The sequence below is a fragment of the Luteibacter sp. NPDC104163 genome (assembly GCF_055584245.1).
The window spans coordinates 48,925-72,263 of record NZ_JBVJMK010000005.1; the positions used below are offsets into that span (position 1 = coordinate 48,925).

Annotated in this window: 17 protein-coding genes; 9 read left to right on the forward strand and 8 right to left on the reverse strand. The window is 63.4% G+C overall.

Going from position 1 to position 23,339, the window contains the following annotated elements; translation table 11 throughout:
• The first annotated feature begins 175 nt into the window (after nucleotides 1-175).
• Nucleotides 176-2,623, forward strand: coding sequence for a TonB-dependent receptor (locus ACZ6YI_RS08125; RefSeq protein ID WP_465778177.1), 2,448 nt, complete (start codon nucleotides 176-178; stop codon nucleotides 2,621-2,623).
• 4 nt (nucleotides 2,624-2,627) lie between these two features.
• Nucleotides 2,628-4,220: a tryptophan halogenase family protein gene (locus tag ACZ6YI_RS08130; RefSeq protein ID WP_465778178.1), complete on the forward strand. Its 1,593-nt coding sequence runs from the start codon at nucleotides 2,628-2,630 to the stop codon at nucleotides 4,218-4,220.
• 15 nt (nucleotides 4,221-4,235) lie between these two features.
• On the opposite strand, the gene ACZ6YI_RS08135 is transcribed toward ACZ6YI_RS08130, so the two are convergent.
• Nucleotides 4,236-6,563: an arylsulfatase gene (locus tag ACZ6YI_RS08135; RefSeq protein ID WP_465778179.1), complete on the reverse strand. Its 2,328-nt coding sequence runs from the start codon at nucleotides 6,561-6,563 to the stop codon at nucleotides 4,236-4,238.
• A gap of 240 nt (nucleotides 6,564-6,803) precedes the next feature.
• Between ACZ6YI_RS08135 and ACZ6YI_RS08140 the strand changes: the two genes are divergently transcribed.
• The gene (locus tag ACZ6YI_RS08140) at nucleotides 6,804-7,193 is read left to right on the forward strand and encodes a GFA family protein (protein WP_465778180.1); all 390 of its coding nucleotides are present in this window, start codon (nucleotides 6,804-6,806) and stop codon (nucleotides 7,191-7,193) included.
• A gap of 49 nt (nucleotides 7,194-7,242) precedes the next feature.
• Here the strand turns inward: ACZ6YI_RS08140 and ACZ6YI_RS08145 are convergent, their stop codons facing one another.
• Nucleotides 7,243-9,048, reverse strand: coding sequence for a cation:proton antiporter (locus tag ACZ6YI_RS08145; RefSeq protein ID WP_465778181.1), 1,806 nt, complete (start codon nucleotides 9,046-9,048; stop codon nucleotides 7,243-7,245).
• A gap of 109 nt (nucleotides 9,049-9,157) precedes the next feature.
• On the opposite strand from ACZ6YI_RS08145, the gene ACZ6YI_RS08150 reads away from it, so the two are divergent.
• Together ACZ6YI_RS08150 and ACZ6YI_RS08155 are read left to right on the forward strand one after the other, a co-directional pair.
• Nucleotides 9,158-9,607 carry a YybH family protein gene (locus tag ACZ6YI_RS08150; protein WP_465778182.1) on the forward strand — a complete coding sequence of 150 codons (450 nt, stop codon included), beginning with the start codon at nucleotides 9,158-9,160 and terminating at the stop codon, nucleotides 9,605-9,607.
• A gap of 2 nt (nucleotides 9,608-9,609) precedes the next feature.
• Nucleotides 9,610-10,494: a hypothetical protein gene (locus ACZ6YI_RS08155; protein ID WP_465778183.1), complete on the forward strand. Its 885-nt coding sequence runs from the start codon at nucleotides 9,610-9,612 to the stop codon at nucleotides 10,492-10,494.
• Between the two features lie 4 nt (nucleotides 10,495-10,498).
• Here the strand turns inward: ACZ6YI_RS08155 and ACZ6YI_RS08160 are convergent, their stop codons facing one another.
• Nucleotides 10,499-11,194 carry a TetR/AcrR family transcriptional regulator gene (locus tag ACZ6YI_RS08160; RefSeq protein WP_465778184.1) on the reverse strand — a complete coding sequence of 232 codons (696 nt, stop codon included), beginning with the start codon at nucleotides 11,192-11,194 and terminating at the stop codon, nucleotides 10,499-10,501.
• Between the two features lie 79 nt (nucleotides 11,195-11,273).
• Here ACZ6YI_RS08160 and ACZ6YI_RS08165 point away from each other — a divergent pair, with 79 nt between their 5' ends.
• Entirely contained in the window at nucleotides 11,274-12,410 is a 1,137-nt protein-coding gene (locus ACZ6YI_RS08165) for an FAD-dependent oxidoreductase (RefSeq protein ID WP_465778185.1), read from the forward strand.
• 6 nt (nucleotides 12,411-12,416) lie between these two features.
• Here the strand turns inward: ACZ6YI_RS08165 and ACZ6YI_RS08170 are convergent, their stop codons facing one another.
• The 3 genes from ACZ6YI_RS08170 to grrA all read right to left on the reverse strand — a co-directional run bounded on the left by ACZ6YI_RS08170 (nucleotide 12,417) and on the right by grrA (nucleotide 14,760).
• Complete coding sequence (locus tag ACZ6YI_RS08170; protein ID WP_465778186.1) at nucleotides 12,417-12,953, reverse strand: hypothetical protein; 537 nt, start codon at nucleotides 12,951-12,953, stop codon at nucleotides 12,417-12,419.
• Between the two features lie 164 nt (nucleotides 12,954-13,117).
• Nucleotides 13,118-14,311 (reverse strand): cyclophane-forming radical SAM/SPASM peptide maturase GrrM/OscB, encoded by a 1,194-nt coding sequence (gene grrM / locus ACZ6YI_RS08175; protein ID WP_465778187.1) that lies wholly within the window; start codon nucleotides 14,309-14,311, stop codon nucleotides 13,118-13,120.
• Nucleotides 14,312-14,322: 11 nt separating this feature from the next.
• Entirely contained in the window at nucleotides 14,323-14,760 is a 438-nt protein-coding gene (grrA, locus tag ACZ6YI_RS08180; RefSeq protein ID WP_465778188.1) for a GrrA/OscA1 family cyclophane-containing rSAM-modified RiPP, read from the reverse strand.
• A gap of 206 nt (nucleotides 14,761-14,966) precedes the next feature.
• On the opposite strand from grrA, the gene ACZ6YI_RS08185 reads away from it, so the two are divergent.
• Genes ACZ6YI_RS08185 through ACZ6YI_RS08195 form a run of 3 tightly spaced genes read left to right on the forward strand, consistent with a single transcriptional unit; the run spans nucleotide 14,967 to nucleotide 16,987 of the window.
• Nucleotides 14,967-15,782 carry a COG1470 family protein gene (locus ACZ6YI_RS08185; protein ID WP_465778189.1) on the forward strand — a complete coding sequence of 272 codons (816 nt, stop codon included), beginning with the start codon at nucleotides 14,967-14,969 and terminating at the stop codon, nucleotides 15,780-15,782.
• A complete protein-coding gene (locus tag ACZ6YI_RS08190) occupies nucleotides 15,779-16,285 on the forward strand; it encodes a hypothetical protein (RefSeq protein ID WP_465778190.1) in 507 nt (168 codons plus the stop codon). Before ACZ6YI_RS08185 ends, ACZ6YI_RS08190 begins: the two co-directional genes overlap by 4 nt.
• 30 nt (nucleotides 16,286-16,315) lie before the next feature.
• A complete protein-coding gene (locus ACZ6YI_RS08195; protein ID WP_465778191.1) occupies nucleotides 16,316-16,987 on the forward strand; it encodes a hypothetical protein in 672 nt (223 codons plus the stop codon).
• Between the two features lie 4 nt (nucleotides 16,988-16,991).
• On the opposite strand, the gene ACZ6YI_RS08200 is transcribed toward ACZ6YI_RS08195, so the two are convergent.
• Complete coding sequence (locus ACZ6YI_RS08200; protein WP_465778192.1) at nucleotides 16,992-22,325, reverse strand: SDR family NAD(P)-dependent oxidoreductase; 5,334 nt, start codon at nucleotides 22,323-22,325, stop codon at nucleotides 16,992-16,994.
• A 12-nt stretch (nucleotides 22,326-22,337) separates the two neighbouring features.
• Nucleotides 22,338-23,333 carry a hypothetical protein gene (locus tag ACZ6YI_RS08205; RefSeq protein WP_465778193.1) on the reverse strand — a complete coding sequence of 332 codons (996 nt, stop codon included), beginning with the start codon at nucleotides 23,331-23,333 and terminating at the stop codon, nucleotides 22,338-22,340.
• Between the last annotated feature and the right edge of the window lie 6 nt (nucleotides 23,334-23,339).

The following is a 23,339-nucleotide window of genomic DNA, read 5'->3' on the forward strand; positions in this document are numbered from 1 at the left end:
TGACACGGTAAGCTTGCTGCCATGCGGCAAGCTTTCCCGGCAACAGAGTTCTATGATCGAGCAATGACAGCGCTGTCATTTCGACACGGGATGGCGCCGGGGGGCATGGGGAAATCGTGTCATGGCCGTCGCGCACGACGGACCACACAGATCCAGGTGATCGAGGGAGAGCCAGATGAATCTGCGTCACAAGCTGATGTATGTCGCCGTATCGCTCGCATTCGCTCCCGGCACGCTGCTCGCGGCGGACCAGGACACAACGGCGCAAGCGCCGTCATCCAGCAACCAGCAAGCCGCCGATAAGGCGGACAAAAAGGTCCAGAACCTGGATGCCATCTCCGTGTCCGCCACCAAGCGCGATACGCCGCTGCAGAAGACGCCCGTCGCGGTAACGGCGATCGCCGTGGACACGCTCGACAGGGAGCGGGTCATGACGGTGCAGGACCTGACTAAACTGGTCCCGGGCCTGCAGGGCACCTCGCAGGGCGACCACGGCGTCGTGACGCTCACGCTGCGCGGCATCGGCAACGACAGCGCCAAGACCGAGTACGCCGATCCCGAAGTCGCCACGTTTGTCGACGGCATCTATGCACCACGCGCCGAGGCGGCATCGGGCTTGCTGCTGGACATGGATGGCGTCGAAATCCTGCGTGGCCCGCAGGGCACGCTGTGGGGCCGCAACTCGACCGCGGGCGCGATCAGCTTCCAGACCGCCAAGCCGGAGATCGGCGCGGGCTTCTACGGCAATGCGCAGCTGGGTGCGGGTAACTATCACCAATTCGGCTCGCGCGCCGCCTTCAACCTGCCCATCAGCGATACCTTCGCGATGCGTGTCGCCGTGGTTCATGAGCAGCACGACGGCTATGTCGATTACCAGAAACCCTCAGGTCAGCTGCCCAGCCTCGCCGACCAGCAGGCGGCCTATCTCGCTTCGCCGGTTTCCGGCGGAACACTGGCCGGCTTCAAGCCCATCGACCCGGGCCAGTACGTGCAGGGCGGTGACAAATACAACTCGCAGGACCAGTCGGCAGCGCGTGTCAGCGCGCTGTGGCAGCCCAGCGATGCGTTCAAGTGGAATCTGTCGTACGAGTACTTCATTGATCGCGGCACGCCCAGCATGAGCCTGATGCAGACGCCACGCGACGGGCAGAAGTTCTGGTCGGCGCTGATCGATACCGCGCCGTACCTGCACCGCACCTCAAGCACGGTGCGCAGCCGCATGGACTGGAACATCAATGACGGGATGCAGCTCAGCTACATCGCCGGTTACAACCACTACTCCGGCCAGAGCGATTTCGACCAGGATGTGGGCGTCAGCGTACCGACCAGCTTCACGACCAACGGCGTGTACCAGGACGATCGTACCAACAGCTCCACGTACACGAACTGGAGCCAGGAGATCAACCTGAAATCCACCGGTCCGCAGACCGTCGACTGGATCCTCGGTGCGTACTATGGCTACGAAGACAACAGCATCCGCTTCGATATCCCCATCATGAACGGCACGCGCTACGGCACGGTGAGCTGGCAGGGATCGTTCATCCAGCCGAAGGAGACGGTCGAATCGTATGCCTTGTTCGGCCAGGCCACCTGGCATCTCAGCGATCACTGGCGCCTTACCGGCGGCGCGCGCTGGTCTCATGACGACAAGGAGAACAAGGGCGGCATCAACTGGGGCTGGGCGTATGACCCGGCCGTGCCGCAGGTGCCGATCTCCCCGGACGTCTATCCGGATCCGTCGAATGGCTTCAGCATCTCGCAGCGGAACACCGCCAAATACAGCAAGGGCAAGCCTACGTGGCTGGTCCGGGTGGATACCGATGTCAGTGAGAACGGGCTGCTCTACGCCAGCGTTTCCACCGGCTACAAGTCGGGCGGCACGCAGGATGCCGGCACGCTGTACAAACCCGAGACACTGACCAACTACGAGGTCGGCAGCAAGTTCGTCTTCCTCGAGGGCCACCTGACCTGGAACTCGGCCGTCTACTACGAGAACTTCAAGAACTTCCAGCTCTCTGCGCCCATCGTGTATCCCGATGGCAACCACGGCCTGGGCTTCTCCAACGTGGGCGGCAGCACCAAGGTCTTCGGCATCGAATCGGAACTGGCGTACCAGCAGAAGGGCGATCGCTTCAACCTGATCTTCTCGGCCATCCCAAAAAAGGAGCTCGGCAAGCTCGTCTACGCCGGCTCCAACGACTACCAGGGCCTGCCCGCATGCCCGCCGGAATCCAACCTCGCCAATTGCGCGAACGTCACCGGCAATGACCTGCCGCATGCACCGAACTTCTCGCTCACGGCCATCTACGAGCACGATTTCCAGCTCGGCAACGGCGGACGCCTGACGCCACGCCTCAGCGCGCAATACCAGAGCGCGCAGTGGCTGAGCTACTTCAACCTGGGTTCGGGCGACCGGCAGAAGACATACACACGTGGCGACGTGGCACTGCGTTACAGCGAGCCGGGCGACAAGTGGTGGGTCAATGGCTACGTGCAGAACGTCTCGAACGGGAAGATCCGGACCAGCGCCGGCCGCTTCCTGATGTCCGACGGCTCGCTGCAGTATGTGTCGCAGTACCTCGCGCCACGGACCTACGGTATCCAGCTGGGCGTGTGGCTCTGACGTCATGGCGCGCCTGAAGAAGATACTGGTCGTGGGTGGCGGTACGGCCGGCTGGTTGGCGGCGTGCTACCTCGCAAGGGCCGTTCGCGCCATCGATCCGCTCAGTGTCCAGGTGCATCTGCTGGAGTCCCCGGACATCGGCCTGCTCGGGGTGGGGGAGGCGACGTTTCCTTCCATCCGCGGCACGCTGGCGGCGATCGGACTCGATGAGCGCCGTTTCCTGGTCGGTGCTACCGCCACGTACAAACAGGGGATCCACTACCGCCACTGGGTGCGGCCACCTGGCACGCCGGGGGCCGCCCACTTCTTCCATCCGTTCAATGCCCCCAGCCAACGGCCCGGTGGCCCCGAGCTACTGCCGTACTGGCTGCTCGGCGCCGCCGCACCCGGCATGGCGTTTGCCGATGCGGTGTCGATGCAGGGGACGGTTGTGGATGGTTTCCGAGCTCCGAAGCGCGTGAAGGACGGCGACTACCAGGGCCCGATGAACCACGCGTTCCACTTCGATGCCGCGTGCTTCGCACGGGTATTGGCGGAGCACGGCCAGGAGACGCTCGGCGTTGTGCGGCATGTCGCCACGGTGGAGCGCGCCGAGCTCGACGAACATGGCGCCATCGCGCGCGTGGTCACGAAGGAGAAAGGGGAGTTCATCGCCGACCTCTACGTGGATTGCACCGGGCTGCGTGGGCTGCTGATCGGCAACGTGATGCAGTCCCCATTCCGCAGCCGGGCGGACGTGCTCTTCGCGGATCGCGCGGTCGCCATGCAGGTGCCGTATGACACGCCCGATGCTCCGATTCCGTCGTACACGATCTCCACCGCCCAGGAGGCCGGCTGGATCTGGGACATCGGCCTGCAGAAGCGGCGTGGGGTGGGCTATGTGTACTCGTCGCGACATACCAACGACGACCGGGCCGAAACGGTGTTCCGGGAATACCTGGGCAAGGCCGGGAAGGACGCCAGGGCCATGCACATCAAGTTCGAGACCGGCTACCGGCCGGAACACTGGCGCAAGAACTGCGTGGCGGTGGGGCTGGCTGGCGGCTTCGTCGAGCCGCTGGAATCCACCGGCATCGCCCTGATCGAACTGGCAACGTACCTGCTGACGCACCTGCTGCCGGGCGACACACATGACATGGAGGGCGCCGCGCGTCACTTCAACGACATGATGGTCGCGCGCTACGACCGCATCATCGACTTCATCAAGATGCATTACTGCCTGAGCCAGCGTCGCGATTCCGCGTTCTGGATCGAAAACAGCGACGCCGCGAGCATTCCGCCTACGTTGCAGGACAAGCTGGCGAAGTGGAAGTACCGGCCACCGCACCGCCTGGACTTCATCACCGACCTGGAGATGTTCATGCCTTGCAGCTGGCAGTACATCCTCTACGGTATGGAGTTCCAGACCGACCTCGAGCCCATGCGCAGCGCTTACCCCCACATGGAAATCGCGCGGGAAGAGTTCGCGATGATCCAGCAAGCGGCGATCCGGGCGCTCGCGGATCTGCCGGATCACCGATCGCTGGTGGAGCAATTGTGCGGCGAGCACGTGGCGCGCCATACGGGGCCAACCATGGCTGGCCGCATCGCCCTGTGACTCGAGTCAATCGCCTCAGTTAGCGGGTTCGATCTGGAGCTCTCCCAACGCAATCGTGACGTGGTCGATCTTGCCCGTGAAGGTGAACGGAAGCGTGTACGTGAAGTCGATCGGCGACCCGGCGTCGGTGCCGATATCCAGCCCTTCACCTAGTGAGAATTGAATGGGGATCGTGCGTTTGACCCGCGTCTTCGCCACGACGTGTCCGTTGACCGTCAAGGTGAACTCACCTCCCTTACCCATGCCACCACCGTCATAGCGGAAGTCGACGACCACGGTGGCACGTCCCGCGGGTAGCGCCAGGTCACCGGAAAGCGTTGTCCGTTCGACACTGAGGAAGTTGTAGACGAAGAAAGGCTTTCCGTCACGGAGATAAAGACCATAGCCGCCCTCGAGGCCGCCGTGCGTCACGATCATGCCGCTTGTCTCGGTGGACGGAAGGTCGACCTCCGCCGTAATGGTCCAGGAGCGGTTGCACATACGCGGGGATGCCGCGTCGGGTAGACCGAAGGTGCCAGGGTAGTAGGTCATCTCGGTCCGTTTGCCAGTGAGGCTGGGGCGTCCCATGAGCTCACTGTCCATCCGGATGACCGCCCGCCAGTCGAGAGGCAGGACATTATATTTCGCTGCCTCCACCCACCACATGTCCTGTAGCGCGCGCAGCTTTTCCGGGTGCACTGACGCAAGGTCGTTGGCCTGCGAGAAATCCTCGTCGAGGTTGTATAGCTCCCACACGGCCTTGTCCGGGTCCCACTGCTGTCTGTTGGGGTCCCACGGTACGAAAGACGGAGCGGAGGCCATCCAGCCATCGTGATACAGGCCGCGGTTGCATCCCAGTTCGAAGTACTGCGTTTTTCTTGGTGCGGTCGCGGCGCCGTCGTCCAGGACAGCCGCGAAGCTCCTGCCCTCGATGGGCTTCTGCGCCACACCGTTGAGCATGCTCGGTGCGTGGATTCCGCACAGTTCGTACAGCGTGGGCACGATATCGATCGTGTGGAGAAATTGATCGCGGAGAGCGCCCTTATCCCGGATCCGGGCTGGCCACGAAATGATCATGGGGTTGCGTGTTCCCCCGAAGTGGCTGGCGACCTGCTTTGTCCACTGGAAGGGCGTGTTCATGGCGTGCGCCCACGCCGACGGGAAATGGTTGAAGTGGCGCGGACCGCCGAGTTCGTCAATAGCCTTGATGTTGTCCTGCCATTTCTCGGGGAATCCGTTGAAGAACATGTTTTCACAGAGCGACCCTTCCAGCCCGCCTTCGGCGCTCGATCCGTTGTCGCCTGCGATATAGACGATGATGGTGTTATCCGATCCGGCAAGTGCCTTGCACGCCTCTATGACCCGGCCCATCTCGTGGTCGCAATGCGCTCCGTAACCCGCGAATACTTCCATCATGCGCGCGTAGAGACGCTTCTGATCGCTATTGAGTGAATCCCAGGCGGGCAATCCCTTTGAGCGGACGGTGAGTTCGGTGTCCGGGGGTACCACGCCAAGTTTCTTCTGGCGCTCGAGCACCGTCTCCCGATAAACATCCCACCCCCCATCGAACTGGCCTTTGAACTTCGCAATCCATTCCTCTGGCGTATGGTGCGGGGCGTGTGTCGCACCCGTCGCCACGTAGAGGAAGTACGGTTTGTCGGGCGCAATGCTCGCCGCCTGGCGCACCCATTCGATCGCCTTGTCGGCCAGGTCGGTGGTCAGGTGGTACTTCGGGTCGGTCGATGCCGGAACGAGGTCCCGATTCCTGTAGAGGATCGGGTTCCAGTGATTCATGTCGCCGCCATTGAAACCATAGAAGTAGTCGAAGCCCAAGCCATTCGCCCAGCGATCGAATGGCCCGGCGGCGCTGGTCTCCCATGTCGGCGTATTGTGGTTCTTGCCTATCCACGCGGTCATGTAGCCGTTCTGGCGAAGCACTTCCCCAATCGTGCCGCAGCTCCGTGGAAGAATGCAGGTATAGCCGTCATAGCCGGTGGCCAGCTCGGTAATGCCGGCGAATGCAGCCGAGTGGTGATTACGGCCGGTGATCAGGGCGGCACGCGTCGGACTGCACAAGGCCGTAGTGTGGAACCTGTTGAATCGCAGCCCCTCTTTTGCCAGTGCGTCCATCGTGGGCGACGGTACGCCGCCTCCGAACGTACTGAACTGCCCGAAGCCTGCATCATCCAGCAGGATGAGGAGGATGTTGGGCGCCCCGTCGGGTGCCGTATCCGGCTTGGGAAACCTCGCCGGGTCGGACTCCAGGAAGGTGCGGCCGATTTCGCCTGGAAAGTGGAAGTCAGGACGCGGGAGTACATCGGGTGTGTCCATCGCCACGTGGGGAGCAGGGGACTTACCGGCCATGACGCAGATCTCCAGACCAGAGATCCGAAGGGTCGCAATGGGCGCGCAGGTGCGCGACCGTAAAACTGCGCTCGTTCACCGAGTAAAAGTTCTGACCGCCCTTGGACGCGCCGAGCGCATACCTGGCCACGATACGCGTCACTAGCTATCCGCACCGGGCACTGCGGGGCCAATAATGCCGCGATATTCACAGGTCTTAACCCATAGTTCCTGACCATGGCCTTCCAGTGATGCAACTCGATGAATCAAGGCAAGTGCCTTTGCGGTGCCGTGACGTTCGCCGTCGAAGGGGAGCCATTGCGTTGTGGCCTTTGCCACTGCCTTGACTGCCGCCACCGCTCTGGCGCTCCGTTCGTTATGTTCGTGGTATTTCCGTCCGTTCGCGTCGAGCTAAACGGGCCACGTATCCCGGTCGAAAGCGTCACCGGCCGCAGGGAGGCTTGCGCACAGTGCGGCAGTGTCGTCCTTTGGGCGGACGATAAGGCTGGGGAGACTGAGCTCTATGCGGGCCACTTCGACATGCCGGGTTTGTTCGAACCTACCTACGAACTGTGGATAAAGCGACGTGAGCCCTGGCTGATGGCACTGCCGGTTCCCCAATACGCAGAAAATCGTCCGGCAAACGACTGACCGTCGGCTCCAGCGTGCCCACGGATTGGAACCCAGCCAGTACCGCTCATCACGTCGTGTCTCCCCGGGTTAGACGGGCAGGCACCAGCGCCATGACCGTCCAGCCAGGACGCGGCTCGAGAGGGCTCCGTCCCGTCGCTACACGCAAAACGCCACGTGCATCGATGCCGAAAAGCAGGATCGCATGGCTTTCGTTCTGCGCAACCAGCGCGTCCCAGTCGAAGGTCTCAGTCAGCCGCGTGGTGGCGATGCGCCACCCGTCCTGAAGCAGGTCGTCAAAGCGGGCATGGGTCATGTCCTCGGAAAAGAGGGCAGGGGCCACGAGGCTGCCGGCGAGGGAGGCCCGGCCATGGCTTTCCTCAGGAGACAGGTTGCGCAAACGGAACACCTTATCCCGCCCAAACTCCTCCCGATAATGGACGCTCACCAGGGAATTGAGCTCCCGATGGGTCGACATGGCCAACAAATGGCCGATGCCGGACAGGTCGAGGTTGCGGTCGGCTGCCTGCGAGACGGGATTTCCGAAGAAGGTGGGAATGCCTTCCATGCGGGCCGTACGAATCCCATGCCAGTCGTCGTCTGCCACCACCACACGCAGCGCGCCCGTCGCATGCAGCGCACGCGCGATCTCCAGGGCCACCCGATTGGCACCGTAGACCAGGATGCCATCCGGCTCCGGTTCGGCCACCCGCAGCCATCGCGCGAGCGGGCGGGCCGTCGCGCTCTGGAACACCACGGTTCCGATGATCATCAGGAAGACTAATGGCACGAGCCGGTCGGCCCCGGTCATGCCGGTCTTCTCCAGTCGCAGCGCGAAGAGCGCAGAGACCGAGGCGGCGACGATGCCTCGCGGCGCCACCCAGCCGATGAGTGCACGCTCCCGCCAGGTGAGGCCACTTCCCATACTTGATACAAGCACTGAAAGTGGGCGGATGAGCAGCTGGGCAAGGGCAAAGATGACAATGCCCGACAACAATGCGCCATCCGGCAACGGCCACGGGAGCCGAGCAGCGAGAAGAATGAAAAGCGAGGACACCAGGAGGGTCGTCAGGTGCTCCTTGAAGTCCATGATGTCTTCGATATGCACGTCCTTCATGTTGCCCAACGCGATACCCATGAGCGTCACGGCCAACAGCCCCGATTCGTGCGCGAGACTATTGGAGAGGCTGAAGGTCAGCAACACGGCGGCGAGGGTGCCGAAGTTCTGGAGATACTCCGGAATCCAGTGGCGGCGGAGGAGGTTGCCGTGGATCCAGGCGGCAACGCCACCCACCGTGGCGCCCGCGAGGACGGTGCCCAGGAAGACTCCCAGCGAGTGGCCCTCCCGATGGGACACGATGGCTTCAAACACGAGCACGGCGAACAATGCACCGATCGGGTCGATGACAATGCCCTCCCAGCGCAGCACGTTGGCAATACGGGCATTGGGCCGAACGGTACGCAGCATGGGCGCGATGACCGTAGGGCCGGTCACACAGGTCAGCGCTCCAAACAGGAACGAGAGTTCCCAGCCCAAGCCTCCAATGAAATGCGCTGCCGCCGCCAGCATAAGGAGGGCCAGGATCGCCCCATACGTGACGAGGCCGCGCACGGCCTTGCCGATGCCCTTCAGCTCATGAAAGCGAAGGGTCAGGCTGCCTTCGAAGAGAATGACGGCGACGGCCAGGGACACGACCGGAAAGAGAAGATCACCCAGGACGCGATCTGGCTGCAGGCTGCCAGTGACGGGACCGGCGATGATGCCGACCAGCAGCAGGAAAAGGATCGCTGGCAGCCGCACGCGCCAGGCAACCCACTGGCAGAGAAAGCCGATGCCAAGCATCAGCGTTAGCAGCATCCCAAGCTCGATACCCATCACACCCTGCTAATCAATGCACCGAAACGGATGCGGCGACGATCGTAACGGTAGCTTTGTGAAGGCGGCTCGTGGATATTGTCGGTTCAGGGGAGCCATAGGGGGTGCCATGAAAGTCAGGTCCGTTCTTTTCTGCGCGCTGAGCGCCGTAGCCTTCGTCGCCGGCGTCTCGGCTGAGACGCCAGCCGTCCCGGCCGCCCAGGCCATCCAGCAGACACTCGACGCGAGCGCAGCCGCCTGGTCGGCGGGGGATCTGAAGACCTTCATGGGGTGTTACGAGCACTCGCCGGCCACCCGCTTCGTGGGTGCCAGTGGCATGGTCGTTGGCTATGACGCGATCGAAGCCATGTATGCGTCGACCTATAAGAAGCCCGGCGCGAGTCTTGGCAAGCTCAGGCTCGAAGTGCTCGACGTCAAGAACCTCGGGAGCGAATACGCCTATGCGATTGCGCGCTACCACCTCAAGCCAGATACGGGCGCCGAGGTGACCGGCCTTTCGACGCTGCTATTCCACAAGGTGGGTGGTCACTGGCTTATCAACAGCGACCATAGTTCCTGACGATGGCGTCCACTGCAGGGACTGCAACGCATGTGGGCGCGAGGCTGCTGGCCTTCCTGATGCTTATGATGATAGGTGGCGGGAGCTATGCAGGTGAGCCCGCAAGGGAGGCCGCGCAGAACGCTTACCTTCAACCCAAGCAGGCGGGCCGGCTCGCGAGCGTGCCCTATGTTGTGGAACACCAGAGCGGCACGAAACATTTGATCGTGTTGGGCACCTATCATCTGCTCGATCCCCACGCGCCCATGTACCAGCGCATGGCCGCGATCTTCGAGGGGTTCAAACCACAGTTCGTGCTCCATGAAAGCCACGCACCGGACGATCTCGCCACCGAAACCCGTGACCAGGCCATCCGGCGCGGAGCGGATCTCGGCTTTACCGTGCAACTGGCGCGACAGCTGGGTATTCCCACGGAAAGCGCAGACGCGCCCTCATCGGTAGAAATACACGAGCTCCTGGCACACCATCCCGCGAAAGACGTGTTCGTCTATCTCGTCGCAACGCGCCTGGTGGGAAGTTATAGAAACCCTGACCTGAAAGAAGCGGCCTCCGAGTACCCATCGTTTTTCCGGACGCAGGTCATCGGGAATGGCGTGCCCGTGGAGCCGGGCTGGGACACCTGGGAAGGCTTCCTGCTCCAGTACCGCAACGTCACCGGACAGCCGGTCACTACGAAGACGTGGAATCCACAACGTCTTTCTCCGACCGTGCAGATGGGAACCCTCAACGAGGTTGCCCGGACCTCGGATTCACTCCGCGATCAATACGTACTCGCGGCCATACGCAAGTCGCTGCAAAAGTACGATCGGGTGCTCGTCGTTTTCGGGGGCGCGCACGTTATCGCGCTGGAGCCGGAGCTCGGGGGCGTGTTCAACGGCGAGCCTTGATCGCCTATGGTTCGATACGCGCGGAAATGTGCTGCGGATTCAGACCTGCAAGGATGAGATCGATCCCCGCCAGGAACTGCTGCCGATCGTCGTGCCCTGGAAGGTGGCCGGCGATTTCACGCAGGAACGGATATTGCTCAGCGTCCAACTCGCCCCACCTTTCGGCGATTTCCGTCAGAAGCCCTTCGCGAGTCGTTCCCTCGTGGACGCGGCGCGCATTGGCCGCGTTCTGGGTGGCGACGCCAAAGATGTAGTTCACCAGCGCCGACCAGGCATCGAAGCGATCCTGTTGTGGGATGCCCAGGGCGACGAGGCTGCCGCCGATCGCTTCGAACACTTGCATCATGCCCACGCGCCCGGGGGAGAGCGAAAGCTGGATGCCCACCCATGGATGCGCATCAAACGCGTCGAACACCGCCAGTGAAACTGCGCGAATGAACTCCCGGGGCTCGGTGGCCGTGAGCTGCGTCGTTTCCACGGCAGCCGACACGACATGGTCCGCGGCGGCCGCGAGCAGCGCTTCCTTATTGGCCACGTGCCAATAGATCGCCCCGAATCCGGTTGAAAGACGCGCCGCAAGTGCGCGGAACGTAAGGGCAGCCTCGCCCTGTCCGTCGAGGATCGCAATGGCGGCCTCGATGATCTGCAATCTCGACAGGGCTTCGGTGCGCCGTTCGGTACGGGGAGCTTTGTTGGCCATGCGCCATGTTGACACGAATGGAACGCTGATCCAATAATTCGCCCTCACTGGATCATTGTTCCATTCTTGGGAGTCGTGCATGACAGCGTCGGTTACGATCATCGGGGCAGGCCTTGGCGGGCTCGTGCTGGCCAGAGTCCTCCACGTCCACGGCATCCAAGCCACTGTTTTCGAGGCAGATGCGTCTCCGACCGCCCGGATGCAGGGCGGCATGCTCGACATCCATGCCGAGGATGGGCAGGTCGCGCTGGCGGCGGCTGGCCTGACGGGCGCCTTTGAGGCGCTGATCCTTGAGGGCCGGCAGGCGTTCCGCCTCCTGGATCCGGAGGGCAGGGTGCTGTTCGATAAGCCGGACGACGGCACAGGTTCCCGCCCTGAGGTGCAGCGGGGAGAGTTGCGCCAGATGCTGCTGGAGTCGCTGCCGGAAGACACGGTCCAGTGGAATCGGCGCGTCAGCGACGTACGCCGGCTTGCCGATGGCCGGCATGAAGTGCGATTCACGGACGGGACGACCATACATGCCAATCTGCTGGTGGGCGCCGATGGGGCCTGGTCGAAAGTCCGCCCGCTGGTTACCGACGTCGTTCCGACGTACACCGGTACCGGTTGCATCGAGACCTACCTGTTCAACGCCGACAGCAAGCACCCGGCGACAGCTCGGGCGGTCGGCGGTGGCTCGATGGGAGCTCCCGCGACGGGCAGGGCGATCATGGCGCACCGCGAACGGGGCGACACGCTGCACGCGTACGTCATGCTCGATCGGCCGAAAGAATGGTTCACGAGCGTCGACTTCGCTGATCCGGCCATGGCTGCAAATCGGGTCGCGGAAGAGTTCAAGGACTGGGCTCCTGCATTGACGGCACTCATCACCGACAGCGATACCGCCCCCGTTCTCAGGCTGTTCCATGCGCTGCCTGTCGACCATCGCTGGGAACGCGTACCCGGCGTCACCCTGATTGGCGATGCCGCCCACGTAACGGCACCCAACGGCGACGGCGCAAACCTCGCCATGCTCGATGGCGCGGAGTTGGGCCTGGCACTTGCGGCTCATCCCAATGATGTCGAACAGGCGCTTTGCGAGTTCGAACATGCCATGTTCGTGCGTAGCGCTAAGTCAGCCGGGCAGGGTGTCGGGTTCTACGAGATCCTTGCTAGTGAGGATCCAGCTCGGGGGTTGATCGGGATGCTGGATGAGGACGTCGCGGCTTCCTCATAGCGTCAATCAGTCCCAAAACGCCTGCACAATGCGATCGCCGGCACCGAGGACCAGCGTAAGGCGATTCGGATCGCTGTCGAGCTTTCGGATGCCTTCGTTCTCCCGAACAACGCGTGTTCCTTGCGGAAGGTCCTCCTCGCGTACGGCATCTTTACTGGACGCGGAACCGCCCTTAGCCACATACGTCTTTCCCACGCAGCTGGAGCAATCGATGCTGTGTTTGGACGCCTCGACATAGCCCGGAAGCTGCGTGAGCTTAAGGGTGTTGGCCACGCCCCTCACCCGGATGCCCTTGTAGGGGTGGCCGGGCTCGATGACGAAAATGGCTTCCATCGGCCCGTATTTGGTCACATTGGATGCATCGTCCGGTGCCCGCGCCACGAACATGAGGTCGAGCATGCCGTCGGCCGAGGGACCGCGGGAGATCGCCACCAGCTGGGGATCACTCCAGTTATCGGTACTGCTGAATCCCCGAGCCCGGACGATGTCGAGCTCCGGCGCATGGGTGCTCCGGATCAGTTCGACACTTGTCACTTCCAGCAACGGGCTCAGCGAGTCCGGACCTTCGCCCGACTGCGACGCCTCCGCGGGCTACGCGCCACTGGCATCTTGTGGCGGAGCGGCGGATTGAGCCGACGATGCCATGCTTACGCACCCGAACAGGACCAAGGCGCCCACTATGGCGGCGGCCAGGCGATTTTTGGCGTTCATACCGCACTCCTCAAAGGCACGTCATGTTCGATGGTTCGCTCAAGATCGCTCAGCGCATCAAGGATGATGTCGGTAGGGACTTTCTCGATGAGATCGCAGAAGCGAGTGCGCGTGGTTGAAAAGCTACCGTTCTCGGTAAGCTTGTTGATAGGTGAGCCGCCGCCGCATACGGAAAAATAAGCGCATTCCGCTTTGCAGGCTTCGACTCCCGCCGATATGTCACGCTGCATGGTGCGCATGGACGAGCTTTTGAGCATGTCTTCCAGCGAGTCATGGTGGACATTACCCACGATGAAGTTGTCGTAGTCGGCATGCTTCATCCCGAGCAGCTCCGGGGAGAAGCTCGACACGTTGCCCTTGCAGTCGACATTCACCATGCCAAACGGATTCACCTGTGCGTTCTCTACGCTCGCATTCGTCGGGTCCATGATCCGCTCAAGCATGCTGTCGATTTCGCGCAGGAACCGTACGCTTTCGTCATGCCGGGATCGGTGCCAGAACCTGGTGAGGAATTCACTGAACTGGCTCCTGGCGGAGCGTTCCGCGAGCAGGCTCGAGACGTGATCTCCTTCCGACTCCTCGACGTTGAAGCAAATGTCGGCGATGCCGTTTTCGACATAAAACGCGAGCATCCCCTCAGGGTCGGCGAGCGAAGGGGCCGACAGCACGGATATGACATGGAACGGGACGTCCTCCGCTTGCAGGCAAGCTATGCCTGCGAGCGTTTTATCGAACGTGCCTCGCCCCTTCCTGTTAACCCGATTCGCGTCGTGTATCTCACGCGGCCCGTCGATGCTTACACCAACGCCTACATCCCAGCGCCGAAAGAGGGCGCACCATTCGGGAGTGATCAACGTGCCATTCGTCTGGAATGCGTGTCTTACGCGTATGCCTTGCGGGCGTAGCGCGTCGATGAGCTCGAAGGCCTCCTGGTACCAGGCGGCTGGGACGACCAAAGGCTCTCCGGCGTGCCAGATGACGGTCAGGTCCGGGAGCGACCACCCGGATGCAAACACCGCTTCAAACGTGGCTCGCACGGTGTCGAGTGACATCCTCGCCGTACTGTCCCTGTCCGGCAGGTAGCAGTACCGGCAGGCGATATTGCAGAACGGCGTTGGCTGCACGACCACGGTGGTGATGCACGGCGTCCGGTCAGCGACTGGCGCTTCGGGCAGGGGCATGGCGCTCATGGCTGCCGGCCTTACCAGTTGTGCCAGAAGTTATGCCAACCCCCGTTCCCCCAGTTATGCCAGCCATTGCCCCAGTTGTGCCAACCGTTACCCCAGTTCCGCCAGCCGCCATTACGCCAGCCTCCGTTACGCCAGCCAAACCCGCCAAAGTTCATCCACGCGAGGATGAGCTTGGAGGCCTTGGTGCCGGCTGGCTTGGTCTCGGTCAGATCCGTAGCGAGGGTCGATCGGATATAGGCAAGGCGATTGGCGACGTCACGCTCAACGGCTGCGTCTCCCGTGGCGGTCGCCGCCGGTCGCACAGCGGTGGCGTGCGCTGAGGCGAGGATGGTCGAGGCGCCAATCAACCCCGCGGGAAGGAGCAGGGCGAGCGCGCGGTTAGTACGGTTCCGGCTGTGCATGAGGCTGCCCTTATCGGTCGCGGTGATCGTCCCCAGGCTCGCGTCCACGAAGGGACGCTGGAGCTCCGCTAACGACGCTACGCCTGTCCCGGGCAGCCACGGACCCGTAAAACTACTTAGGGCCGTCTCATGGTCGTTCGAATTGAAAAGCAACTGCGAATTGGAAATGAGGGGTGGCTTTAATTGACACCACCGAGCGCCCATGCTAAGACCCCAAGGGTCAAGTTGCGTCCTTTCAGGGAGGCATGTCGTTCATGGCACCTATCCATGAAGCGGGGCGACCTTCGCTGCAGCTTGCCGGCGTGCCTAAAACGCCACTGTTCTTCACTGGCCCCCCGCACGCGCTCACCGGCCTGATTCCCCTGGTCAACCACACCGACGCGAAGCTCAAGCTGCGCAGCATCGGGCTGTCCTCGTCGTCATTGAAGGGCTCTGCCAGGCTGCCCCTGGGGACGATGCCGTTCTATGCCAGGCTGCACCCCGGCCAGCAGGCAGATGTTCCCAGCACCTTGATGCTCGATTCGAGCACGCCTCCGGGCAAGCACCAGTTCGAGATCACCGTCGGTGACACCACGGTGGCGGCCGAGGCGCTTGTGGAGGAACTGGTCGACCTGCGGATGAGCCCCGGGCAGATCACGCTCCTGGCCGGCAGCGCGGCCAGCTTTACGCGCACGCTCGTTGTCGAGAACGCCGGTAATGTCGACCTTCCCACGGGCGAGTCGTGCGAGACCCCGATCATCGACTCGAACGATCTGATCACGGCGATGGTTGCCGGGATTAACGATACCGACAAGTCGACCGTCGAGACCATGGTCAAGGGCATCCTGCTGAAATGGGGAGAGATGACCGCCGGCATGCTCATCACCCGCCGCAAGGCGATGGTCCTGCACCCCGGCCAGAAGCTTGCCGTCGAGATCGAGTTCGAACTGCCAGCCACGTTGAAGCCGATGCGCCACTACTGGGCGAATCTCCAGCTGTACAGCGCAACGCTGTCGGTCGACATCTACACCACCGCCAACTACGGCCGTAAAGCGGAAAGTCGCGGCCGAAAGAGGGAGAACAGCAGATGAACAAGGGCGGATCGACCCCCACCATCCCGGATCCGTGGACGTTCCGGCTCGGCAGTGACGGCTCGACCATCTCTGTCGATGCCGACCTGGACAACATTCGCATCGCCGAGATCGCACCTATCACCACGACCTCGACGGTGAATAGCGATTCCAACGTCGGCTTGAAGGTCGAGCCGCTGACCGTCACGAGCAACTCCAACTCGACCTCCTCCGTCGACCTCAAACCGGTGGTCGTGGATTCGTGCCAGACGATCAAGATCGCGCCATTTCCGCCCACGCGTATGGAGCAGCCATACTCGCAGCACTTCGGATTCGTCGTCATGGGCGTGGAAGTATTCGGGTTCAACACTTCGGGCAACTACGAAACACTGCTGAACCATCCGGCGCGCGGCGCGTCGTGCTGCGGGCATCATGCCGAGGGCGAGCACGGGCGCTCAGGCGACCGATCCGAATCCACCGTGACTCGCAACGACCGAGGGCTTCGCGTTCGTATCGGTCGATAGCCGCGTGCGTCTTTCCGCCAGGAGTCCATCATGCAGTCCTATCGCTACGCCAACGATCCTGCGCCGGCCAAGGGACCGGAAGTCTTCTACGGCTACTGCCACGACAGCGGCAGGATGCGGATGATGGATTACAACGATTTCATGAGTAACCTCAACACGGGTTACTCCAGCCTGTACCAGCCCCCGGCAGGGATGGATGCAGTCCTCGGTACCGCGCGCCCCCACCACCACGGCTGCCACTGTCATGAGCAGGAGGATTGCAGCTGCAACTGCTGCATCCAGTGCGCCGATGTCGTCGAGTACGCTTACTGCGGCGAGACCCGCAAGGTGCCGATCACCTTCGACAATGACTCGAGGCGCGAACGCCAGCTCAGTCTGCAGATCAGCGGGTTCAATACCGAAAGCGGACGCGCGCTGCCGTGGAAAGCCTCGTTGTCTGATGCAACGTTCACCCTGGGTCCGTGCAACCAGAAGAACCTCCTGGTTACGATCGACATCGAGTGCGGGCAGGGCAACTCCAGTGACGCCGCAGCCAACGCCGCCGCCGCTCGCCAGGCCCGCGGCACGGTCGATTCGTGCACGGTGGGCTACGCGCGACTCGCCGCAGACGGCTGCCTCATCCGCCCGCTGATCATCGCGGTCGCGGTATTGCCCGACCACTGCCGGGCGCATAGGGTGAGCTGCCTTTGCGGATGCTGTTGACCGCTCAGGCGCGCTGCGCGCGCAAGATCCGGTACTGCCAGGCGCCGCTGTCCATCTGTTCGTAGACGGCGGAGCCTGGTACCGCCAGGAAGTTGTCGATCATGGCGTCGTGGCCACCGAACGCCTGCGCCCGCGTGGCCGCCACTTCGTCGCACGAGGCAATGACGTTGTGCGTGATATCGCGCTCGCTCAGGATGACGAATCCCAGCGGGGGCAGCATCGCGCGGACTTCCAGCCATCGTTCCACCGGCAGGAGGTCGGTGTACAGGAACACGCCGCCCTTCCGGATGACCCGGGCAACCTCGGCATAGAACGCGCGCAGGTTAGGGTAGGTATGGGACGACTCGACGTTGGTGACGACGTCGAACGTGCCTTCCTTGAACGGCATGTTCTCCGAATCGCCGACCTCGAACCGGGTGCCGTTCACGTGAGTGCCGCGGCAGAAGGCGATCGCCTCGGGCGACAGGTCCATGCCGACGGCCTTGGCGTTCATGGTCTCGGCCATCAGCGCCACCATCCCACCGCGCCCGCAACCCACATCGAGTACGTGCTTGCCCTTCAGCGCCGTCGCTCCGATCAGCTCGTGCACCAGCCGCACCGAATTACGATTGAACACCCGCTCCGGCACCTTGGTGCGCGACTCATCCTCGCCGGAATCCTTGCTGACATAGCCATAGTTGAGGAAGAACGAGGCCTCGCCCACACCGGACTGCCGCAGCCGCCGCGATACGTCGTCGTAGAAGTCGCGATAACCCTGCTTTGCCGCTATACCCGGGGCATCGCCCTTGAGCTCCGTGGCTTCCAGCTGTTCAAAGGGCAGACCCGCAGCCTTGTCGTCCACCTCGCCGGCCTGCGCCTTTGCAACGATGACGGCCAGCTCGGCGATCGTAGGCGCCTGGAAGATCTTCAGCACCGGTAGTTCGATCTGGAAGCGCTCGCAGATCTCCGCTGCCACCTGTGCCGCCAACAACGAGTGCCCGCCAAGATCAAAGAAGCGGTCGTGGATCCCCACCGCATCGATGCCCAACTGGCTGCCCCAGATCTGGGCAAGGGCGCGTTCCACCTCATTCCGCGGCTCGGTGTAGGTCGTCGCGAGACTCGGCCGCGGATGCAACTCGGTGCCCGCGCCACCGGTCGGTGTGGCCTGCTTGTGCTGGACCCATGCCTGCAGACGCTCCTCGAGGTTCACCGCGACAATCACGCGCGAGCCTACGGGCGAGGCCAGGAGGCGCAGCAATGCATCGCCTCCTTCAGGCGGGTTGATCGCGGACCCGATGCTCGAGCTCTGTGCCTCAGCGGCGTTGTCCCACGCATCCCAGTCGATGCTAAGCCATTGCTTGCCGTGCTTCAGTGCAAGCAAGTCCAGTAGCGCATTGACGCCCGAGTACGCCGCGAGACCAAGGCCGCCCAGGATCGAGGAGACCGACGAATGCAGTACCCATCGCGCCGGTTCCCGGCCGCGCATCGCCGCCATCATGTGGTAGAGACCACGGACCTTCGGCGAGTACTGCGCTTCGACTACTTCAGGGCCAGTATCGGCGGCAGATGCAAACGCAGCCGCATCGATGCGCGCCGCGCCGTGGATGACCATGTCGATCTTGCCGAAGCGTTGAACGGCGAGGTCGACGGCCTCCATCACATCGGACGCTTTGTTCAGGTCGGCTCGCAGCACCATGACGTCGTCGCGCGTTTCGCGCATCGCCGCAAGCCGCTTCAGCATGGCCTGCTGGTCTGCCGAGACGGACGAATCCTCGCTCGCTGCGGCCCATTCCGCGGGGATCGGCAACGTTGTCCGGCCGACCAGCGCCAGGCGCGCGCCGATGCCAGCGAACATGGCTTCGGCAAGATGGAGCCCCATGTGGCCGAGGCCGCCTGTGATCAGCACCACTGGTGACTCTGGCAGATCCAGCGGCGTTCCCGGCGGCCTGGTTGCCACGCTGGCGAAGGCCTCGACGAACCGCTGGCCGTTACGCATGGCGATGGCCGGATCCGGCAGCCCCGCCGCCAGTTCCGCCACGAGCATCCCGGCCGTCGTTGGGTTCGCATCGATATCCACGTGCGCAACGCGCAAGCCGGGATGTTCCTGCGGTAGCACGCGAGCCACCCCGGCAACGAGGCCCCGCGCTGGATCGATGGCATCCTCCGGGTCCAGCGACGCCGTTCCCCGCGCCACGAACAATAAGGGCAGGGGGCGCACGGTCTGCTGACGGCTGAGCGCGTGCGCCAGTTGCATCGGGCCAAGCAAGGCCACTGCCGTCGCATCGTCCAGCGCGGTGTCCGCCGGGGGTGTCGCGTTCCAGCAATACACCACGCCCGACAGCTTATCCTCGCCGGCACACACCTTGTCCGCCAGCCGGTGGTAGTCGTCGACGTTCGCCGCGTTGATCACATAGCCGCCCCGCGTCGACTTGAATTGATCGCCCCGGCGCACCGCTATCGGCTGCGCACCCGCGGCCCGGAGCGCGGCGAGCACCGCCGATCCGGGCGTCTGCGCGTCATCGAAAACCAGGATCTTCCTGCCGGCGAGGACGCCTGATTCCAGCTTCGGGGCAGGGGCGGCCTTCCACGTCGCCGTGTACATCCACTTCGAGGTGTCGCGTAGCTCCGCCGCATTGGCCTTCGCGTCGGGCAATGCGCCCACCCAGTAGCTATCCCGCTCGAACGGATAGGTCGGCAGGCTCAACCGCCGGCGCTGCTCGGTTTCGTGGAACCCGTTCCAATCAACGTGGACGCCAACGCTCCAGAGCTTCGCTAGCGCTGTCAGGATGGTCCGCACGTCCGGCGTCGAGCTCTCCGCGGCCGGCAGTGAATTCAGGCACTCAATCTTCCTGCTCGCGGCTTTGGCCGCGGCGCTGGCAAACGTCGTCAGCGCATTGCCCGGACCCACCTCGATGTAGGCCGGCTCCTTGCCGGCGAACGCATTGTCTTCGGCGACTGTCCTCAGCCCGTCGCCGAAACGCACCGCGTGGCGTAACTGTGCGATCCAGTATTCCGGCTGCGCTACATCGTCGCCCGCAAGCGTTCCCGTCAGGGTCGCCACGTAGGGCGCCGTCGGCGCGTGCAGCTTCACGCCGTCGAACGCAGACCGGAACTTCGCGAGGATCGGATCCATCATCGACGAATGGAACGCGTGGGAAGTGTGCAGCCGGCGGGCGGGAATCGATTCCTTCGCCAAGGCCTTCTCGACGCGAGCGATCGATTCGGTTGGGCCGGAGAGCACCGAGAACCCGGGCGCATTGATCGCCGCGAGCGATACCTTGCCCTTGGCGAACCTGCCCACCACGTCCTCGCCCGCCATCACGCCGAGCATGGATCCGCCCGGCAAGGCGGAGATGAGCTGCCCTCGCGTGGCAATGATGCCCAACGCATCCTCAAGCGCTATCACGCCGGCAAGGGTCGCCGCGACATACTCGCCGACGCTGTGGCCAATCATCATTGAAGGACGGATACCCCAGGACATCCACAGCTTCGCCAGCGCGTAGCTGGTGGTGAACAGCGCCGGCTGGGCCCACCGCGTGTCCTTGAGCGCCTCCGCCGCATCGGTGCGGGAACGCTTGATCGGGAAGATGAACTTCCTGATGTCCTGGCCAAGGCGCTTCTTCAGGTGCCTCGCGCAGCGATCGATGGCCTCGCGGACGACGGGCTCACTGTCATACAGGCCCCTGGCCATGCCCGGATACTGTGAGCCCTGTCCGGGAAACATGAAGACCACGGGACGCTCGGAGGGGCAGGTCGTGGCTGGTTGCTTCGCCGTGGATCTCAATGCGGAAATCGCACCGGCGAAATCATTCGTCGCCACGACCACGGCCTTGCGAAAGACGAACGCCCTGCGCCCAAGGTGCAGCGTGGCGGCGGCATCGGCGAGCTCGATCTCAGGATGCCGCTCCAGGTGGTCCGCCAGCCGTTCCACCGCTTTCGACAGCGCCAACTCGCTGCGTGCGGACACCGTCATGGCCTGGAATGGCCGGGCGCCGCTAACCTCGGCGGGCGCCGGCGCCTCCTCGATCACGACATGCGCATTCGTGCCGCCGACCCCGAACGAGCTCACGCCCGCCCGCCTCGGGGTTCCGTTTCTTTCCCAGCGGGTCAACTCCTGCGTTACGTAGAAGGGGCTTCCGGCAAGGTCGATGGCGGGATTGGGGGACGTGTAATGCACGGTCGGCGGGATCGCCCCGCGCTGTATCGTCAGGACAGCCTTGATCAGGCCCGCGACACCTGCCGCACAGGACAGGTGCCCGAAGTTCGACTTCACCGAACCGATGCCGCAATAACCGCGCCGTTGGCTCGCTTCCCGGAAGACCTCTGTCAGCGCAGTGATTTCGATCGGATCGCCGAGGATCGTCCCGGTTCCGTGCGCCTCGACATAACCGACTGTCGCGGCGGAGATGCCCGCCCTGCGGTAGGCAGCGCGGATCGCCGCGGACTGCCCGTTGATGCTCGGCGCGGTGTAACCAACCTTGTCGTGACCATCATTGTTGATGCCCGTGCCGAGGATCAGCGCACGGATGTTGTCGCGGTCGCGCAGCGCATCGCTCAGTCGCTTGAGCACGACCAGGCCCACGCCGCTGCCGACGATGGTGCCTTGCGCGCTCGCATCGAACGGCCTGCAGTGCCCGTCGGGGGACAGGATCGAGCCTGCGGTGTAGAAGTAGCCTCCGCGCTGCGGAACACGGACCGTCACACCGCCGGCCAGGGCCATGTCGCAACGGCCGCTATGCAGGCTTTCGCAGGCCATCGACACCGCCACCAGCGAGGTGGAACACGTCGTCTGCACGACAACGCTCGGACCCTTCAGGTCCAGCCGATACGACACCTGGGTGCACAGATGGTCCTTGTCGTTGGTCACCATCAGCTGCATGCCATCGACGTAATTCAGGGCTTCCTGGTTCTGGTAGAGGTTGTAGAGGTAGGTGCTCTGCTCGCACCCGCCAAACACGCCGATCGGCTTTCCGAAACCGTCCGGGTGGTATCCGGCATCTTCCAGTGCTTCCCATGCGGCTTCGAGGAATAGCCGGTGCTGCGGATCGGTCAGCGTGGCGTCGCGCGCGGAGAATCCGAAGAACTGCGCATCGAACTTGTCCACGTCGTCCAATGTCGGCGATGCGTTCACATAGCCGGGCAATCGCGAGATGTGGTCGGGCACGCCTGCAGCGCGCATGTCTTCCGGGTCGAGCACCGAAATCGATTCGATGCCCCCGGCAAGGTTGTTCCAGTACTCGTCGAGGCTATTGGCGCCGGGGAAACGTCCGCGCATGCCGACGATGGCAATCGGCTCCGCGTGCGCGTTGCTGCCGTCCGGAGCGGCGGTTGACCCCTTGGCGGCACGTGCGCGGGTCATCGCAGCGGCGCCTCATTCTTCCTGTTTCGCGGCCGCCGCGCTCGCGACGATCCGCAATTGCAGGTCGACCCGGCGCTCACCCTCGTCCATGACGTAGAGGAAGCCCACATAGGGGACATCCACCTCGAAGCGATCTGCCTCCAGGAGCATCGAGAGCCTGATCGTCGCCGCTTCTCCCGGCGCGAGTTCGAGCACTTCCGGGGCGATCGTCACCCTGGGTGCGAACGCCTGGCCAACGCCATCCATGCGGCGCACTTCGGTCGCCAGGTATCGCACCGGCATCGGCGCGTCCGTGGTGTTTTCTATGATGAATGACTGGAATGCGACGCCACCGGCGGGCCCCTCCAGAACGACTGCCGTCACCTCGGCCTTCGACGGGTCGGCGGCGAGCGCGAGGATCCCGGCCAGGTACTCCGCCTCGAAACTGCCCCGCAGGCCATCGAGTTCCAGCAGCAGGTGGAGATAGAGCTGCCCGGCGTCGCGCAGGGAATGCTCAAGCCCGCGCGACATATCCTCGGAAACCTTGTGCTGGACTTCCTCGGGAGACAGTGCGCCCTCGGCGACCTGATCCAGTTGCCGCCGGTAGGCCTTGACCGCCTTTGCGTTGAGCTTGCCGGCGTACTCGGCATACTGTTCAAGCCAGCGCGCGGGGTCTCGCGCATCAAACACAGGCGGCGAAACCGGGTCATCGCCATCCGCAGGGAACGCCGCATTGCGTTTGTTCAACTCGGCGAACCGGCCCATGAAACCAGCGAAAAGCTGCGACAGGCGTTCACCGTACGCGGCGCCGTGGCGCTGCACGAAGCGTGGGTAGTATTCCTGGAAGATCGTGGTCGGCAATCGCCCGGCGGCGACGCATTCCAGCGACTGCTGGTAGAGCTGCAACGTCTTCTGGGCGTTCGAAAGCGAACCGGAAAGAAACCGGGCATAGGCGTCCGACCAGCCGGGATCGCTGCCGTCAGGGCCTTGGGCCGCATAGTCGGCCCGCCGCGTGGCGCTTGTCGTCACGGTTCA

What these genes read in the sequence shown, in the direction of transcription:
- ACZ6YI_RS08125 (WP_465778177.1), top strand. Translation starts at nt 176, where the DNA reads ATGAATCTGCGTCACAAGCTGATGTATGTCGCCGTATCGCTCGCATTC.
- ACZ6YI_RS08130 (WP_465778178.1), top strand. Translation starts at nt 2,628, where the DNA reads ATGGCGCGCCTGAAGAAGATACTGGTCGTGGGTGGCGGTACGGCCGGC.
- ACZ6YI_RS08135 (WP_465778179.1), bottom strand. Translation starts at nt 6,563, where the DNA reads ATGGCCGGTAAGTCCCCTGCTCCCCACGTGGCGATGGACACACCCGAT.
- ACZ6YI_RS08140 (WP_465778180.1), top strand. Translation starts at nt 6,804, where the DNA reads ATGAATCAAGGCAAGTGCCTTTGCGGTGCCGTGACGTTCGCCGTCGAA.
- ACZ6YI_RS08145 (WP_465778181.1), bottom strand. Translation starts at nt 9,048, where the DNA reads ATGGGTATCGAGCTTGGGATGCTGCTAACGCTGATGCTTGGCATCGGC.
- ACZ6YI_RS08150 (WP_465778182.1), top strand. Translation starts at nt 9,158, where the DNA reads ATGAAAGTCAGGTCCGTTCTTTTCTGCGCGCTGAGCGCCGTAGCCTTC.
- ACZ6YI_RS08155 (WP_465778183.1), top strand. Translation starts at nt 9,610, where the DNA reads ATGGCGTCCACTGCAGGGACTGCAACGCATGTGGGCGCGAGGCTGCTG.
- ACZ6YI_RS08160 (WP_465778184.1), bottom strand. Translation starts at nt 11,194, where the DNA reads ATGGCCAACAAAGCTCCCCGTACCGAACGGCGCACCGAAGCCCTGTCG.
- ACZ6YI_RS08165 (WP_465778185.1), top strand. Translation starts at nt 11,274, where the DNA reads ATGACAGCGTCGGTTACGATCATCGGGGCAGGCCTTGGCGGGCTCGTG.
- grrM (WP_465778187.1), bottom strand. Translation starts at nt 14,311, where the DNA reads ATGAGCGCCATGCCCCTGCCCGAAGCGCCAGTCGCTGACCGGACGCCG.
- ACZ6YI_RS08185 (WP_465778189.1), top strand. Translation starts at nt 14,967, where the DNA reads ATGGCACCTATCCATGAAGCGGGGCGACCTTCGCTGCAGCTTGCCGGC.
- ACZ6YI_RS08190 (WP_465778190.1), top strand. Translation starts at nt 15,779, where the DNA reads ATGAACAAGGGCGGATCGACCCCCACCATCCCGGATCCGTGGACGTTC.
- ACZ6YI_RS08195 (WP_465778191.1), top strand. Translation starts at nt 16,316, where the DNA reads ATGCAGTCCTATCGCTACGCCAACGATCCTGCGCCGGCCAAGGGACCG.
- ACZ6YI_RS08200 (WP_465778192.1), bottom strand. Translation starts at nt 22,325, where the DNA reads ATGACCCGCGCACGTGCCGCCAAGGGGTCAACCGCCGCTCCGGACGGC.